Raw genomic sequence first — 15926 nt, forward strand, 5'->3', positions numbered from 1 at the left:
CGTCGTGACGTGCTGCCGGTTCGGCACGCCGCGTAGCCGGCCAACATCGGCACGCTTCCCGATCCTTCCGGTTGGTCGAGCGTCGAGCGTCGAACGCCGAACGCCGAACGCCGAACGCCGAACGCCGAACGTCGAACGCCGAACGGCCCGTTCGGCCATCCGGCATTCACCGCCTGCCGCATCAACGCGCGCGGCCTTTCCATCTCCGCAGCAGCAACGCGTTGGTCACGACGCTGACGCTGGAAAACGCCATCGCCGCGCCCGCGATCACCGGGTTCAGCAAGCCGAGCGCCGCGAGCGGCACGCCGACCAGGTTGTACACGAACGCCCAGAACAGGTTCTGCTGGATCTTGCGGTACGTGCGTTTGGAGATGTCGATCGCATCGGCGACGAGCGCCGGGTCGCCGCGCATCAGCGTGATGCCGGCCGTGTGCATCGCGACGTCGGTGCCGGTCGCCATCGCGATGCCGACGTCCGCCGCGGCGAGCGCGGGCGCATCGTTGATCCCGTCGCCGACCATCGCGACGATCCCGCCGTGCGTGCGCTTCAGCTCGGCGACGACGCGCGCCTTGTCGTCGGGCAGCACCTGCGCGTGCACTTCGCCGATGCCGAGCGCCGCCGCGACGGCCGCCGCGCTGCCGCGGTTGTCGCCCGTCACGAGTGCGCTCGCGACGCCGCGCGCCGACAACGCCGCGATCGCGTCGCGGGCGCCCGGCTTCACGGTGTCGCCGAATGCGATCAGCGCGAGCACCGCGCGCGGCGCATCGGCACGCATCAGCCACGAGATCGTGTTGCCGGCGCGCTCGAGTTCCGCCGCGCGGGCGTCGAGCGTCGGCGGTACCGCGATGCCGAGTTCGTCGCGCCAGCGCGTGCTGCCGAGTGCGAGCCGCTGTCCGCCGACGTGCGCTTCCACGCCGCGCCCGGCCACCGCGCGTGCATCGGTCGCGACGACCGGTTCAGCGGCGCCGCCCTGTGCGGCCACGTCCGCGTCATGCGCGGCGACCACCGCACGGGCGAGCGGATGATCGCTCTGGCGCTGCACGGCCGCGGCGAGCGCGAGCGCTTCGTCGCGCGGTACGCCGACGGCGTCGAACGCCGTCACGGACGGTTTGCCTTCGGTCAGCGTGCCGGTCTTGTCGAACGCGATCACGGTCGTGCGCTGCGCGAGTTCGAGCGCCTGCGCGTCCTTGATCAGCACGCCGTGCCGGGCCGCGACGCCGGTGCCGGCCATGATCGCGGCGGGCGTCGCGAGACCGAGCGCGCACGGGCACGCAATCACGAGCACCGCGACCGCGTTGAGGATCGCGGTTTCCATCCCGGCGCCGGCGATCAGCCAGCCGACCAGCGTCAGCACGGCGATGCCGAGGATCGCCGGCACGAACACCTCGCTGACGCGATCGACGAGCCGCTGGATCGGCGCCTTCTCGGCCTGCGCGGATTCGACGAGGCGGATGATGCGCGCGAGCGTCGTTTCCGCGCCGATCGCGGTGGTTTCGACGACGAGCGCGCCTTCGCCGTTGATCGAGCCGGCCGTGACGGCGTCGCCGCCGTCCTTCGGCACGGGCAGGCTTTCGCCGGTGATCAGCGATTCGTCGATGTGCGAGCGGCCCGACACGATCCGCCCGTCGACGGGCACGCGTTCGCCCGGCCGAATGCCGACGTGCGTGCCGACGCGCACCTGCGACAGCGGCACGTCGCGTTCGACGCCGTGCTCGACGACGCGCGCACGGTCGGGGCGCAGCGCGTTCAGCGCGCGGATCGCCTCGGTGGTCTGGCGCTTCGCGCGCGATTCGAGCCACTTGCCGAAGCGCACGAGCGTGACGATGACGGCCGACGCTTCGAAATACAGATGGCCGGGATGCGCGGGATCGCGCAGCAGCATCCACAGGCTCAGCCCGTACGCGGCCGACGTGCCGAGCGCGACGAGCAGGTCCATGTTGCCGGTGCGCGCCTTCACCGCATGCCAGGCCGCGCGGTAGAAGCGCGCGCCGAAGCCGAACTGCACGATCGACGCGAGCACGAGCTGGAGCCAGCCGGGCAGCATCAGGTCGATGCCGAACGGCGCGGCGAGCATCGGCGCGACGAGCGGCGCGCTCAGCACGGCGGCTGCGATCACGAGGTTGCGTTCGCGGATCGCTTCGCGGCGCTTGCGTGCGTCGGGGTCCTGCGCGGGGCTGGCCGGTTGTAGGTCGGCGCCGGCGGTTGCATCGGCGGGTGAGGCGGCGGGAAGCGACGCGCGGTAGCCGGCTGTGGTGACCGCCGCGATCAGCGTGGCGGTATCGAGTGCACCGGCGCCGTGCACCGACGCGCGTTCGGTCGCGAGATTGACCGTCGCGCGCGCGACGCCCGGCACGGCGGCCAGCGCTTTTTCGACGCGGCCGGCGCAGGACGCGCAGGTCATGCCGCCGATATCGAGTTCGAGGTCGGCGGCAGCGGGGGTGACGACAGGCGTGGCGACGGCAGCCGGCGTCGCGCCGTAGCCGGCCTGTTTCACCGCTTCGGCAAGCTGCGCGGCGGATACGTCGTTCGACGCGTCGACCGTTGCACGCTCGGTCGCGAGGTTGACCGATGCGCGCGTGACGCCCGGCACCTTGGCGAGCGCCTTTTCGACGCGCGACACGCAGGACGCGCAGGTCATCCCGTCGATATCGAGTTCGATGCTTGCGGGTGCGGCGGGCAAGGCAGTGGCAGCGGCCGGGACGACGGTGTCCAATGCCGTCGGCGTTGCGCCATAGCCGGCCTGCTTCACGGCATCCGCCAATTGCGCGGCGGAAACGCTTGCCAACGCATCGATCGTCGCGCGCTCGGTCGCGAGATTGACCGACGCGCGCGTGACGCCCGGTACCTTCGAGAGCGCCTTCTCGACGCGCGACACGCAGGACGCGCAGGTCATGCCGTCGATATCGAGTTCGATCGTCGCGGCGGCGGCCGGCGCAGTCGGTGTTGCCGCGCGTGGCGCGTGCGCCGCATGCGCGGCCGCGACGGCTTCGACCGCCGCTTCGCGCACCGCTGCGCGGTAGCCGGCCTCACTGACGGCGTCGACGAGCCGACCGGGCTCGACCGTGTCCTGCGCGGTGACGGTCGCCGCATGTGCATCGAGATCGACCGCCGCGTCGACGACGCCCGGCACGGCGGCCAGCGCGCGCTGCACGCGGCCGGTGCAGCCGCCGCAATGCATGCCGTCGACGCTCAGTTCGATCGTTTGCAGCGCCGCGGAGGCAAGTGGTTCAGTCATGTCGGATTCCCCAAAAGCGCGGTTCGTGCCGCGAATGGTTCCAGTATCAACATTCCCATGATGGTAAGGTCAAGCATCGGCGACGATGCGACGCATGTCGATGCGCACAGGTTGTCACAACACGGAAAAAGCGATCGCCCGGCTTCCAGACGGACAGCCGGGCGATCGTGCCGGGGTGTGCGCGTACGTGCTCAGGCGCAGAGCTTGGCGCTCGCGAGGCGATTGAGGCTGACGCCCTGCTCGGCGGCCTGGATGACCAGCGCACGGTGCGCCTGCGGCGGGATGCGGACCTTGAATTCGCCGCTGTAGGTTCGGTCGGCGATCGGTTCGGGCACCGTCTCGCCATTCGCCGTCAGCTCGCGCACGACGTCGGCGACGAGCCGGCGAATGCCGACCAGTGCGCCCTCGGGTGTTGCATCGAGCCACGAAAGAGACGGGAACTCCGCGCAGAGGCCGACGTGCTCCCCGTCCTCCGGGGACCACGTTACGCGGTACGTAAAGTGGTCTTGGGTCATGATTTCTGTTCCTTCAGTCGGTCGATCGCTGCGAGAACCTGCTGCACCTGATAAGCCTTTGCTTTCCCGCGATCATTCTGGATATTCACTCGAGGATCGCCTTGCCACGGTGTCTTGTAGCGGCATGGCTGGAACCGGATTGGCGGGCCGCGCCGAAGTGTGCCTCGCAGACCTTGAACAGATCGTTGAAGCGCACATTCGCGGGCTCGCGCCTCATTTGGTCGAGGATCTTCCATTCGCTTGCCATGGCCAATGGTGTCAATAGTGACACCATCTGTCAATCCTCGCCAGCAATCCTCCGTCTGACCATCCTTCCGGTGCGATGGCGCTGTTTCAGATTTTTGCCGAATCCCGTGAAATATTTCAGATTTTTTGATGGTTCGGCTAGCGTTTTACCCGTTATTCGGCATATTGGGGGATGCCCTTAGGCGCTATGATACCGGCCTGACATCAGCGCCCACCGTTACGAAACGTAGCGAAACGGTCATCCGGGCACGCTGGGGTGCCTTGTTTTCGCCGTTCACGAGACGAACAGGGCGTTGACTGAAAAGAACGATATTCGGCCAGTAATCGATGATTGAAAACCAGCGAGAATCAGTTTCTCTGCGACGCGCGTGCGCGTCGCTGGCCATTGCGGCGTTGCTTGCAGGATGCGCGTCGCAACCGGACGCGATCCAGCGGAAAACCGGCTGGATGCGGGCGGAAGTCGCCGACTCCTATATCTATGCGTATCCGCTCGTGCTGATGGACGTCGCGAAGGAAGCGTCGACGGGCGGCGACGGCGCGCAACCGGGGCAGGCCCCGCTCAACACGCTGCGCCACGCGCAGGCGCTGCCGCCCGTCGGCGCGGTCAATCCGCCGCTGCCGGGCGTCGACACGCTCGACTCGACCGGCTGGCTCGACGTCGCCGCCGAACCCGTGATCGTCACGCTGCCCGACACGCGCGGCCGCTACTGGGACGCGCGCGCGCTCGACATGTGGACGAACGTGCTGTGGTCGTCGTCGAGCGTCGCGGCACGCGGCGCCCGCGGTGCCAGCCGATCGCAAACGATTGCCTTCGCCGCGAAGGCCTGGCAGGGCACGCTGCCGAAGGGCGTGCTGCGCGTCGACGTGCCGTCCGCCAATGCGTGGCTCGACGTGCGGCTGCAGACGAGCGGCGGGCGCGACCTGACCAACGTGAAGAAGCTGCAGCGTGCGATCCGCGTGGTGCCGCTGTCGGTCTACACGGGCGCCGAGCGCGGCGCGTCGGTCGCGGTCCATGCGGGCAGCGCGCCGTCCGAAGCGGTGGGCGGCGGCACGCCGGCCGAGCAGGTGGCCGCGCTCGACCCGAAGGCGTTCTTCACGCGCTTCGCGCAGGCGCTGCAGGACAATCCGCCGCCGGCCGACGACGCGCACGCGCAGGAATCGCTCGGCGACATCGGCGTGACGGCCAGCTACCCGGTGCTGTGGACGGGCGACCGTCTCACGGCCGCGACGGCCGGCGTTGCCGAAGCGCGCGCGCGGCTCGCGACGCCGCCGTCGAACCTGCTGAACGCGAACGGCTGGACCTGGATCGGCGACACGGCCGGCAAGTACGGCCAGGACTACGCGCTGCGCGCGTACGCGGCCTACACGCAGTTCGGCACCGCGACGCGCGACGACGAGACGCTCGCGATCACCCGCGTCGACAGCGACGGACATCCGCTGAACGGCGCGAACCGCTACGTGCTGCATTTCGCGCCGGGCGCGCTGCCGCCGGTGCGCGCGTTCTGGACGCTCACGCCGTACACGACCAACGGCGCGCTGCCCGACGTCGGGTCGGCGCGCCGCTCGCTCGGCGATCGCGACCGGCTGCGCCGCAACCGCGACGGCTCGATCGACGTCGTCGTGTCGGCGTCGCCGGGCGGCACGCATGCGGCCAACTGGCTGCCGGCGCCGCGTACCGATTTCGCGCTCGCATTGCGCCTGTATGCGCCGAAGCCGCAGGCGAGCGACGGGTCGTGGATGCCGCCCGTCGTCGTCCGGAAATGAACGGTTGACCGCCGCCGTTGTCCGACCGGCGGGCGCGGCGGCGGCGCCCGACCTCCGTACCGTCACCTCCTGAGCCTATACTTTCGGGATAGCGTGCGCGGCCGCCCGGTTCTCCGGTGCGGCCCGGCATCCATTCCCGAGGCATTCAAGCATGGCAAGCGCAGACAAAGAAACCGTACCCTCGACCCTCCATGCCCTCGGTGGCGTTGCACGCTCGCGCCGGACCCGGCGTATCGGCATCGGCGTGCTGATCTTCCTCGTTTTGTTCGGACTGCTCGGCTTCTTCGCGGCGCCGCCGCTGATCCGCCATGTCGCCGAACAGCAGTTGAGCAAGCAGCTCGACCGGCCGGCCACGATCCAGCGCATCGCATTGAACCCGTACACGCTGAACCTCGAAGCCGAGGACATCCATCTCGGCGAGCGCGGCGGCCAGGGCGACTTCATCGACATCGGCAAGCTCGTCGTGAGGCCGTCGTGGTCGTCGCTGTTCCGCGGCGCGCCGATCGTCAACGAAATCCGGCTCGATTCGCCGCGCTTCCACATCGTCCGCTACGACGCGCAGCGTTTCAACTTCACCGACCTGATCGAGAAGTTCTCGTCGCCGTCGCCGAAGCCCGAGAGCAAGCCGACACAGTTCTCGGTGTCGAACATCCAGGTCAACGACGGCCGGATCGACTTCGACGATCGCCTGCTGAACGAAAAGCACGTCGTCGACAACTGGACGCTCGGCATCCCGTACATCGCGACGCTGGCCTCGAAGACCGACATCTTCGTCGAGCCGAAGCTGCGCGCGCGCTTCGACGGCAGCCCGATCTCGATCGACGGCAAGACCAAGCCGTTCGCGCAGTCGCGCGAATCGGAGATCGCGCTGAAGTTTGACCGTCTCGACGTGCCGAAGCTGATCTCGTACGTGCCGGCGAAGCTGCCGGTGGCCGTGACGAGCGGCCTGCTGAGCAGCAACCTCACGGTCAATTTCGTGATGAGCGGCGAGACGCCCGCGCTGCGCGTGTCGGGCACCGTCGACCTGAACGACGCGAAGGTGACCGACCGCGCGTCGGCACCGCTGTTCGCCGCCCGCGGCGTGCACGTCGCGGCGGCCGGCCTGGAACCGCTGCGCAACGCGATGCACTTCGACGAGATCCGGATCGACCAGCCGGTGGTCGACCTGTCGCGCGACAAGCAGGGTGTGCTGAACGTCGAGAAGCTCGTCGCGCAGCCGGCCGCCGCGCCGAAGGCCGAAGCCGGCAAGCCGGCCGCGTCGGGCGCCGCCGCTTCCGGAGCCACCGTCGCCGCGGCCAGCGCGGCCAGCGCCGCCAGCGGCGCGAAGGCCGAAGCCAGCGCCGCCGCGAAGGCAGCGCCGCCGCTCGACCTGACGATCCGTCATTTCGCGATCGACGGCGGCACGATCAACGTCGACGACCGCGTGCCGGCGACGCCGACCGCGATGTCGCTGACGAAGCTCGCCGCGACGCTCGACGGCTTCTCGCTGCAGGGCAAGACGCCCGCGAAATACACGCTGTCGACGTCGCTGTCGCGCGGCGGCGACATGAACGCCGAAGGCGCGTTCAATCTCGCCGCGAAGCAGGCCGACACGAAGCTGACGGTCGCCGCGCTCGCGCTGCCGGCGCTGCAGCCGTACCTCGGCGAGGCGACGCGTGCGCGCGTGCTCGACGGCACGCTCGGCGCGACCGTCAACGCGAAGACCGACTGGGGCAAGACGCCGCTCGCCGCGGAAGTCGCCGACAGCACGATCAGCCTGAAGTCGCTGAAGATCGCCGCGCCGGACAACAAGGCGGCCGCGATCGTGCTGCCCGACGCGAGCGCGAAGATCGCGAAGGTCGACGTCGCCGCGCGCACCGCGGAGATCGCGAGCGTCGACGCGAGCGGGCTCGCGCTCGACGTGAAGCGCCTGAAGGACGGCAAGATCGACCTCGCGGCGCTGGCCGAACCCGCGCAGGCGGCGGTGCCTCAGCGCACGGTCGCGCGCAAGGCCCAGGCCGCCGCGCCGTCGTGGCACTACCGGATCGACGCGCTGAACGTGAAGGAGGCGTCCGCGAACTTCACCGACCTGTCGACGCCGCGCCCGGTGAAGCTGGCGATCAAGCCGCTCGACCTGTCGGTGCAGAAGATCAGCGACGACCTGACGAAGCCGCTGCCCGTGCAACTGAAGGCGACGCTGAACCGCAAGGGCTCGCTGAACGTGGCGGGCGACGTGACCGCGCAGCCGCTGAAGCTCGGCCTGAAGATCAACGGCAACCGCCTCGATGCGGCCGCGTTCGAGCCGTACTTCGGCAGCGCGCTGAACGCGACGATCGCCAGCGCGCTGCTCAACGCGCAAGGCAACCTGACGTTCGCGCAGGTGAAGGACACGCCGCGCGCGACCTATCGCGGCGACGTCGCGCTGGTCGACGTGCGGATGCTCGACAAGGCGACCTCCGACCCGTTCGCCGGCTGGCGCTCGCTCGCGCTGTCGAACCTGAAGGCGAACTATGACGAGAAGGGCACCGACGTCGACGCCGCGCGCGTGACGTTCTCGAACTTCTACGGCCGCGTGCTGCTCGACGCGCAGGGGCGGCTGAACCTGAAGGACGTGGTCGCGAAGGAGTCGGGCCCCGCGCAGTCGCTCACGCGCGACGCGAGCAAGGGCGAGCCGGTGCCGCTGTCGCCGGGCGTGACGCCGCCGGCCACCGCGCAGGCTGCGTCGGCCGCGGCCGCGCAGCAGGCGTCCGTGCCGACCGCCGCGTCGGCGACGGTGGTCGTGAAGGCCGCGCCGCAGCCGCAGAACCCGGTGCGGATGCACTTCGGCGAACTGCTGCTGCAGAACGGCCGCGTCACGTACACGGACAACTTCATCAAGCCGAACTACACGGCGAACCTCGTCGCGATCAAGGGCACGGTCGGCGCGTTCGGCACGGATTCGACGACGTCCGCGCCGGTCGACGTCGCCGCGAATCTCGCGGGCAACGGGCCGATCTCGATCAAGGGCTCGGTGAACCCGCTGATCGACAAGCCGGCGCTCGACCTCACGGCGACCGCGCACGACATCGAGCTGACCAACCTGACGCCGTATTCGGCGAAGTACGCCGGCTACCCGATCACGAAGGGCAAGCTCAACGTCGATCTGCACTACCAGCTCGCGAACGACCAGCTGTCGGCGAACAACCACATCTTCATCGATCAACTGACGTTCGGCGATCACGTCGAGAACGACACGGCGACGAAGCTGCCGGTGAAGCTCGCGATCTCGCTGCTGAAGAACACGCGCGGCCAGATCGACGTGAACCTGCCGGTGTCGGGCTCGCTGTCGAATCCGGAGTTCAGCGTCGGCGGCCTGATCTGGCACGCGGTGCTGAACCTGATCGCGAAGGCCGTCACGTCGCCGTTCACGCTGCTCGCGAACGCATTCGGCGGGGGCGGCGGCGAGGATCTCGGCTACGTCGAGTTCGCGCCGGGTTCATACCAGTTGACCGACGCGCAGCAGAAGAAGCTCGACACCGTCGTGAAGATGCTGACCGAGAAGCCGTCGATCCGCCTCGACCTGATCGGCCGCGTCGATCCGGCGCAGGACACGCCGGGGCTGCGCGACGCGTACGTCGAGCGGCTGGTGCGCCAGCAGAAGCTGAAGGACGTGGTCGGCCAGGGCGAGAGCGTCGATCCGATGTCGGTGAAGGTCGACAAGGCCGAATACTCGAAGTACCTGACGCGCGCGTACAAGGCCGCCGACTTCAAGAAGCCGCGCAACCTCGTCGGCCTGCAGAAGACGCTGCCCGATGCGGACATGAAGCAGGCGCTCGCCGATCACGCGCCGGCCGACGACAATGCGCTGCGCGCGCTCGCGCAGCAGCGCGCGCAGGCCGTGCGCCAGTATCTCGACGGCAAGATCGATTCGAGCCGCATGTTCGTCGTCGCGCCGAAGCTCGACGCGAAGGGCATCTCGGACAAGGGCGCGACGACCCGCGTCGACTTCGGGCTGCAGTAAGCGTCAGCGCCATCCGCCGCCGCGCCCGCACCCGCCGGGCGCGGCGGCTTTTTTCAGCGCCCGGCGACCGCCGGTTCGCGCTTCTCCAGCTCCTTTCTCGCGGCCAGCGGGAGACGCGCGTCGTCCCACTGCGTCAGCCATTCGACTTCCTTCGCGGTAAACACTTGTCCGTAGTTGCGCAACGCGTACTGCAGCGCGTCGACGACGTGATGGCGAATGATTTCGGGGGTACGTGCATCGTCCAGCACGAACCGGAGAGCTTCCAGGGTCGACATAGTCGTGCTCCGGGTCAGGGAAAACCCTTTATGCCACGCCAATAGTCGCAGGCCAACCCGAAAAAAAATCCGGCCGCACGGGCCGGCGCACGCGATGGCCGCGTATTGCGACCGCTTCGTGTCACTTGCGTTTGGTTACGTTTGATAGAGAACAGAAAGCCTTGCTTCATCCGACCGCCCCACGATCCGGCGATATTTTGCGCGCCTGATGGCAGGTCACGCGGTTCAACATCAATCGATGAGGTGGGGTGATGATTTCCAGGTTCGTCAAGCAACGGAAAATGGCGGTGATGGTGGCGGGTGCACTGGCGCTCGCCAGCGCGGGCGCGTACGCGGCGCAGCAGGACGGCAACAGCCAGGGCGAAAACGGTGCCAACGCGCGCCGCGTCGTGAAGCACGTGCTGCTGCTGAGCATCGATGGCCTGCACGAACAGGATCTCGCGCGCTGCATCGGCGCGAATACGTGCCCGAACATCGCGGTGCTCGCGAAGAGCGGCGTGACGTACGCGAATGCGTACACGCCGGGGCTGTCGGATTCGTTCCCGGGCCTCGCCGCACTGGTGACGGGCGGCTCGCCGAAGACGGTCGGCCTGTTCTACGACGTGTCGTACGACCGCAACCTGTACGCGCCGAGCGACGCGACGTGCTCGGGCAAGCAGGGCTGGAACGTCGTGTTCGACGAGACGACCGGCATCGACGCGCAGAACGGCGGCGCGCTCGTGCACCTCGACGGCGGCGGCGCGTTCAATCCGCAGGCGATCCCGCATGCGAAGGTGAACGGCCAGTGCGTGCCGGTCTACCCGCACAACTACATCAAGACCAACACGGTGTTCGAGGCCGTGAAGGCCGGCGTGCCGAATGCGCACACCGCGTGGGCCGACAAGCACGCGTGGGGCTACGACTGGCTGAACGGCCCGTCGGGCACCGGCGTCGACGACCTGATGCGCACCGAGATCAATTCGATCGACCCGGCGACGAACACGGCCTACACCGACGTCTATTCGCACACCGCGCGCTTCGACAACCTGCACGTGCAGGCGCTGATCAACCAGATCGAAGGCCGCGATTCGACCGGCACGAAGAACGCGCCGGTGCCGACGCTGTTCGGCGCGAACTTCCAGACGCTGAGCGTCGCGCAGAAGGCGCCGGTCGCGAAGGGCGGCGGCTATCTCGACGCCGACTTCACGCCGAACGGGCAGGTCGCGAACGCGATCACGTATGTCGACAACGCGATCGGCCATGTCGTCGCGGCGCTGAAGCAGGCGAACCTGTATTCGTCGACGGCCGTGATCGTCACGGCGAAGCACGGGCAGTCGCCGAGCGATCACACGAAGCTCGTGAAGAACGGCGACACGCTGACGAAGCTGCTCGAAGCGAACAACTTCATCGACCCGAACGGCAACTTCGGCCAGAACAACACGACGACGGGCAACCTGAACGACGGTTCGGGCCTGGTCGGCACGGGCTTCGTGCAGACCGACGACGTCGGGCTGATCTGGCTGCGCGACCGCAACCAGCGCACGGCCGTCGTGCAGACGCTGAAGGCGAACCTCGGCTGCAACGCGCCGGGGATCTGCGCGGACGGCCCGCAGGCGTACGTGCTGTACGGCGCGGCGCTCGCCGACCGCTTCGGCGATCCGGCCAACGGCCGCACGCCGGACATCGTCGTCCAGCCGAACCCGGGCGTGATCTACACGTCGAGCACGAAGAAGGACGAGGAGCACGGCGGCAACGCGCCGGACGACAGCCACCTCGGCCTGCTCGTGTCGTACCCGGGCGTTCATCGTGCACGCACGGTGAACGATCTCGTCGGCACGAAGCAGGTCGCGCCGACGATCCTCGGGCTGCTCGGCGCGGATCCGCGCCTGCTGCAGGCGGTCGTGGCCGAGAATACGCGCGTGCTGCCGGGGCTGGGTATCGGTCGCTGACGTTGCATGCCGGATGCCGCCGTCGGGCGGCGTCCGGCGAGGGGCGCGCGCCGTCTCGTGCGGCGGTGCGCGTCGTTTTCCGGACGGTGTCGTGCTGCCTTGGAGACGGTATCGGAAAGATTGCTCGGCGCGCCAGAATGTATTCCTGAGGGGCAGGCAACAATCGAGTTCAAGAAGCGTACCGTCAATGTTGACGCTGCGCTCAAATCAAGGAGAGATGCGTCGGAAGTGACGTCGACACGCGCTCGTTTGGCAGAATTTTTACTTGGTCAGCGATCCTGTCTTCTTTGGTACATAGCCGAATTCCCATTGGCGGTAGGCCGATGCAGTAGCGAACGACGCCTGGTCGTCGCGGAAGCCCACCAACTTAAGCGGTTTTCTCAACGACGTGCTGCGAACACCCATGATGCCGCCTTCGGGGCCGGAAATGGGCTCGAACGCTTGCCCCGTGATCGGATCGGAATAAAGCTGGCGCAAGTATCGACGCACGACCGGATAGCGCGGGTCGTGCAGCAGATCGTCGAGTGTGCCGGGATAGGGCTGCGTACCCGCTGGCGTGCTGTCCGAGTATTGCCGGATGGCGTCACGATAGAGATTGCCGACGTATAACAACTCGTCTTCGCGCGCGCGCTGATTTGACTTCGCCACATTGTCCAGCAGCTTGCCTAGTCCGAGCGTGATGAACAGCACCATCAGCAGTGCCCAGAAATAGGCGACGCCGTGTTGATGGCGTGGGCGTGGGAGGCGACCTACCATGTGCTGTATGCGCTGCCGTCGAGCGCGGTGCCGGCGGCGCCGCTTCTCACGTCGACGATGTGCTTGTCGTTTTCATCGGTGCCCCCCACCGGTACCCAACTGTCTGGGCGATTGGTTACGGGGTCCAGTGGCAAAGCGCGCAGATAGTGTCGCTCGGTCAGCTCGCTTAATTTCTCCGGATAGTTGCCGGTGTCGCTGTAGAACTCATCCAGCGCCCGGCGCATCACGGACAGGTTTTCTTTTAGCGCGGCTTCTTTTGCCCGGTCGGTCTGGTGGATGTAGCGCGGTGCAACGATCGACAGCAACGTCGCGATGATGGCCAGCACGGCCAACAATTCGATCAGTGTGAAACCGCTTATGGGTTTTCTGCGCATTGTCACCACTCCCGGTACGGGATGCCGTTGGTACCACTTCTGTTGCTTAGCGAAAACACGTCGTACACGTCGGTGCCTGGCTGCGGATTGTCGGCATCGCTGGCGTAACAGCGCTTTCCCCAACTTTCTGCGGCGGTAACGGCAGGTGAGGGATTCATCGGGTCACGCGGAAGGCGCCGCAGGAAATAGATCCTGCGTCCCTTTGGATCACGCTGATCGACTGCACCGTTGACCAGTTCATCAAGCGACACCGGATAGCCAGTCGAATCCACCGAACGCGCGATTCGCCCCTCATCGCCGGCCAGCTTGTAGGCATCGATCGCAGAGCGGATTTCCCGCAGCGCCGTCTTGAGTTCGCGCTCCTTCTCGCGCTGCTGCTGCATCTTGAAGAACGGTGTCGCGACGGACGCAATGATCGCAACCAGCGCGACCGTCACAATCATCTCGATCAACGTGAAACCGGATTCGCGGGATCGCGTCATCTCAGTCCGATACCGTCAGTTGCTTGGGCAGCGCGACTGAGCTAGCCAGTTGCGCGTCATTCTTCAGCACCGTCAGATTTTGCAGCGACAGGTTGACCGGGGCCTTTGACACTTGCCGTGCCTGGAAGGTCAGCATGCCGAGCGAGCCGTCGGTGGTGGTCTTGCCGACCGTAACGTGAACCAGGTTGTCCTCTTGCTTTGCATCGAGCGCTACGCCATCGCGCGGCTCGACCTTCAGTAGTCGGATGCCCGGCTGATCCAGTACGAGGTCGACTTGTGCTTTGTCGAAAACGGGTCCTGCGATGAGCAAGTTGATCGTAAAGGGCGTGTTGGTTGCGGTTTGCGACGGCGCCGCCAGATCGAAGCGGACGCCGTCCGATTGCCCGGCCTGACGCGCACCTTCCGATTGCTTCCAGCCGAGCGCCAATGCGGCAGGCGATGCTGCGATAGCCTCACCCGCTCCCGACGCCGACGGAGGGCGCGCGGAATCGATAGCAGGATCGATCGTCTCGGGCGCAGGCAGGTTGTTCGAATCGCTGTATCGAGCCGCTGGCGTCAATCGCAGCGGCCGAGCCGACACCTGTTCGGCCGTGCCGCTCGGGAAGGCTTGCGCATACGCGTTCGGCATCGCGAGCGAGCGGGTGATGTGCGGCGTGATGAGCAGCACGATTTCCGAGCGCGTGGTTGTGTCGCTGTTGTTCGAGAACAGCCGCCCTAACATGGGGATCTTTCCGAGCCCTGGAATGTGCGTACCCGATTCGTGCGTGTTGTTCTGGATCAGGCCGGCCAGCACCTGGGTTTCCCCTTCGTGCAGTCTCAACACCGTATTCGCGTTGCGTGTGCCGATCTGGTAAGCCAGCAGGCCGGTGGCCGACGAACGAACCTCCTTGACGATATTGCTGACCTCGAGCGCGACCTTGATCGTCACGTCGTTGTCGACGTGGATCTCCGGTTCGACATCGAGCTTCAGGCCCACATCCAGATAGTTGACCGACTCGGTGATGGCATTGGACGTCTGGTTGACGGTCGACGTGATGACCGGCACCTTGTCGCCGATCATCACGCTGGCCTTTTCGCGATTGATGACGCGAATGCGCGGATTGGCGAGCGTCTGTGTGCTGCCGCTGGTCTGTCTCAGGTTCAGTACCGCAAGCGGATCCGGAAACGTCAACGGAAAACTGTCCCGGTTCAGGTGTTTCAGGTCGCCAATGGTCATGCCGCCGGGCACGCCCGCAGGCCCGACCATCCGGGCGCTGACGCTGTCCGGAAACTGAATGCCGAGATTGAGCAAATCGTTGGTGTTGATTTCCAGCACCTCGACGTCGAGAATGACTTCCGGACTGGCGATGTCATACAGGTTCAGCAGGCGGGCGATGGTCTCCTGCACGGTTTCGGTGTCGCGTACCACGAGCATCTTCAAACGGCTGTCCACGTACATCGACTTCGGCGCGACGATCGTGCGCAGCATCTCCTGAACCTTCTGCGGGTCGGCGCTGTTCAGGTAGTAGGAACGGACGACCAGATCGTCGTAGCGTTTCCTTTTGTCGTCGGTCGACGGATAGATCAGCATCGTGGTGTCGTTCAACACCTTCTTGTCGAGCTGGGAGGTTTGCAGAATCAGGTTCAGTGCGTCGATCACCGACGTGTCACGCGCATAGATCGTCGTGCGCAGCTCGGGGCTGACGTCCTTGTCCAGCACGAAGCCGATGCCGGACGTCTGAGTCAGGATCGACAGCACCGAACGGATGTCGACATCTTTCAGCTCGAGCGTGACCGGCTTCTGCAGCGATTGATTGAGCGCGGGCAGTACCATCGCGGCGCGCACGGATTGCCCGTCGATTTGCTGAAGGATCGAACTGGCTTGCCGATGCCCCGGGTTTTCCGACAGGATCGTGTTCAGCAATTGCCGGGCGGTCGCCGCGTCGCCCTTGCCGAGCGCTGCGCGCGCTTCGTCCAGTTCGACGCGTTCTCGCTGTTCGCGCGCAATCAGAGTAATGCCACGCAGAGCCTCGGCATGCTGCGGATCGTAACGCAGCACTTGCTGATATGCCGCGAGTGCTTCGTCGGTGCGGCCGTTTGCACGCGCGGTCGCGGCCTTTTGCATCAGCAGCCTCACCTGAGCATCGCGTTCGGCAATGAATTTCATCCGATAGCGCTCCGGATTATCCTTCGACGCCTGCTGCATCTGTTCCAGGCCCTGGCCGACCTGACCGTCCTTGAGCAGCCTGTTACCCTGGCGCCAGTCGGTATAGCCTGTGCAACCACCGAGGCAGACGAGCAGCATGACGACGCCACAAAGCCATGACGATGATCGGATCGAGATGTGGACGGCGGTCGCTCGATACTTGAAATGCGCCTGAATCATGCTGGTA

At 66.6% G+C, this 15926-nt stretch carries 11 protein-coding genes; 3 read left to right on the forward strand and 8 right to left on the reverse strand.

Annotated features, from left to right (window positions below; genetic code table 11):
• Positions 1–181: 181 nt before the first annotated feature.
• The 3 genes from HWX03_RS25865 to HWX03_RS25875 form a co-directional block, all read right to left on the reverse strand.
• Complete coding sequence (locus tag HWX03_RS25865) at positions 182–3235, reverse strand: heavy metal translocating P-type ATPase (RefSeq protein ID WP_175873171.1); 3054 nt, start codon at positions 3233–3235, stop codon at positions 182–184.
• Between the two features lie 191 nt (positions 3236–3426).
• Positions 3427–3750 (reverse strand): toxin-antitoxin system HicB family antitoxin, encoded by a 324-nt coding sequence (locus HWX03_RS25870; protein WP_174385618.1) that lies wholly within the window; start codon positions 3748–3750, stop codon positions 3427–3429.
• Between the two features lie 85 nt (positions 3751–3835).
• On the reverse strand, positions 3836–4024 hold the full coding sequence (locus HWX03_RS25875) for a hypothetical protein (protein ID WP_244132771.1): 189 nt from the start codon (positions 4022–4024) through the stop codon (positions 3836–3838).
• Positions 4025–4323: 299 nt separating this feature from the next.
• On the opposite strand from HWX03_RS25875, the gene HWX03_RS25880 reads away from it, so the two are divergent.
• Positions 4324–5760: a DUF1254 domain-containing protein gene (locus HWX03_RS25880; RefSeq protein ID WP_175873172.1), complete on the forward strand. Its 1437-nt coding sequence runs from the start codon at positions 4324–4326 to the stop codon at positions 5758–5760.
• Positions 5761–5911: 151 nt separating this feature from the next.
• Positions 5912–9739: a DUF748 domain-containing protein gene (locus tag HWX03_RS25885; protein WP_175873173.1), complete on the forward strand. Its 3828-nt coding sequence runs from the start codon at positions 5912–5914 to the stop codon at positions 9737–9739.
• A gap of 53 nt (positions 9740–9792) precedes the next feature.
• Here the strand turns inward: HWX03_RS25885 and HWX03_RS25890 are convergent, their stop codons facing one another.
• The gene (locus HWX03_RS25890; protein ID WP_174431187.1) at positions 9793–10014 is read right to left on the reverse strand and encodes a hypothetical protein; all 222 of its coding nucleotides are present in this window, start codon (positions 10012–10014) and stop codon (positions 9793–9795) included.
• 251 nt (positions 10015–10265) lie between these two features.
• Here HWX03_RS25890 and HWX03_RS25895 point away from each other — a divergent pair, with 251 nt between their 5' ends.
• Entirely contained in the window at positions 10266–11942 is a 1677-nt protein-coding gene (locus HWX03_RS25895) for an alkaline phosphatase family protein (RefSeq protein ID WP_175873174.1), read from the forward strand.
• Between the two features lie 261 nt (positions 11943–12203).
• Here HWX03_RS25895 and HWX03_RS25900 read toward each other — a convergent pair whose 3' ends face one another.
• Genes HWX03_RS25900 through HWX03_RS25915 form a run of 4 tightly spaced genes read right to left on the reverse strand, consistent with a single transcriptional unit; the run spans position 12204 to position 15919 of the window.
• Positions 12204–12698, reverse strand: a complete 495-nt coding sequence (locus tag HWX03_RS25900; protein ID WP_175873175.1) for a hypothetical protein — start codon at positions 12696–12698, stop codon at positions 12204–12206.
• Positions 12692–13072 (reverse strand): prepilin-type N-terminal cleavage/methylation domain-containing protein, encoded by a 381-nt coding sequence (locus tag HWX03_RS25905; RefSeq protein ID WP_175873176.1) that lies wholly within the window; start codon positions 13070–13072, stop codon positions 12692–12694. The genes HWX03_RS25900 and HWX03_RS25905 overlap by 7 nt, the downstream gene beginning before the upstream one ends.
• A 2-nt stretch (positions 13073–13074) precedes the next feature.
• The gene (locus HWX03_RS25910) at positions 13075–13554 is read right to left on the reverse strand and encodes a type II secretion system protein (protein ID WP_175873177.1); all 480 of its coding nucleotides are present in this window, start codon (positions 13552–13554) and stop codon (positions 13075–13077) included.
• A 1-nt stretch (position 13555) separates the two neighbouring features.
• Positions 13556–15919 (reverse strand): tetratricopeptide repeat protein, encoded by a 2364-nt coding sequence (locus tag HWX03_RS25915; protein ID WP_175873178.1) that lies wholly within the window; start codon positions 15917–15919, stop codon positions 13556–13558.
• Positions 15920–15926 lie beyond the last annotated feature (7 nt).

Origin of the sequence: Burkholderia sp. BCC0397 (assembly GCF_902832865.1) — a bacterium.
In the GTDB taxonomy this organism is placed as follows: Bacteria; Pseudomonadota; Gammaproteobacteria; order Burkholderiales; family Burkholderiaceae; genus Burkholderia.

Excerpts from the sequence above, each read along its gene's own strand:
- HWX03_RS25865 (WP_175873171.1), bottom strand. The coding sequence starts at position 3,235 with ATGACTGAACCACTTGCCTCCGCGGCGCTGCAAACGATCGAACTGAGC.
- HWX03_RS25870 (WP_174385618.1), bottom strand. The coding sequence starts at position 3,750 with ATGACCCAAGACCACTTTACGTACCGCGTAACGTGGTCCCCGGAGGAC.
- HWX03_RS25875 (WP_244132771.1), bottom strand. The coding sequence starts at position 4,024 with ATGGTGTCACTATTGACACCATTGGCCATGGCAAGCGAATGGAAGATC.
- HWX03_RS25880 (WP_175873172.1), top strand. The coding sequence starts at position 4,324 with ATGATTGAAAACCAGCGAGAATCAGTTTCTCTGCGACGCGCGTGCGCG.
- HWX03_RS25885 (WP_175873173.1), top strand. The coding sequence starts at position 5,912 with ATGGCAAGCGCAGACAAAGAAACCGTACCCTCGACCCTCCATGCCCTC.
- HWX03_RS25890 (WP_174431187.1), bottom strand. The coding sequence starts at position 10,014 with ATGTCGACCCTGGAAGCTCTCCGGTTCGTGCTGGACGATGCACGTACC.
- HWX03_RS25895 (WP_175873174.1), top strand. The coding sequence starts at position 10,266 with ATGATTTCCAGGTTCGTCAAGCAACGGAAAATGGCGGTGATGGTGGCG.
- HWX03_RS25900 (WP_175873175.1), bottom strand. The coding sequence starts at position 12,698 with ATGGTAGGTCGCCTCCCACGCCCACGCCATCAACACGGCGTCGCCTAT.
- HWX03_RS25905 (WP_175873176.1), bottom strand. The coding sequence starts at position 13,072 with ATGCGCAGAAAACCCATAAGCGGTTTCACACTGATCGAATTGTTGGCC.
- HWX03_RS25910 (WP_175873177.1), bottom strand. The coding sequence starts at position 13,554 with ATGACGCGATCCCGCGAATCCGGTTTCACGTTGATCGAGATGATTGTG.
- HWX03_RS25915 (WP_175873178.1), bottom strand. The coding sequence starts at position 15,919 with ATGATTCAGGCGCATTTCAAGTATCGAGCGACCGCCGTCCACATCTCG.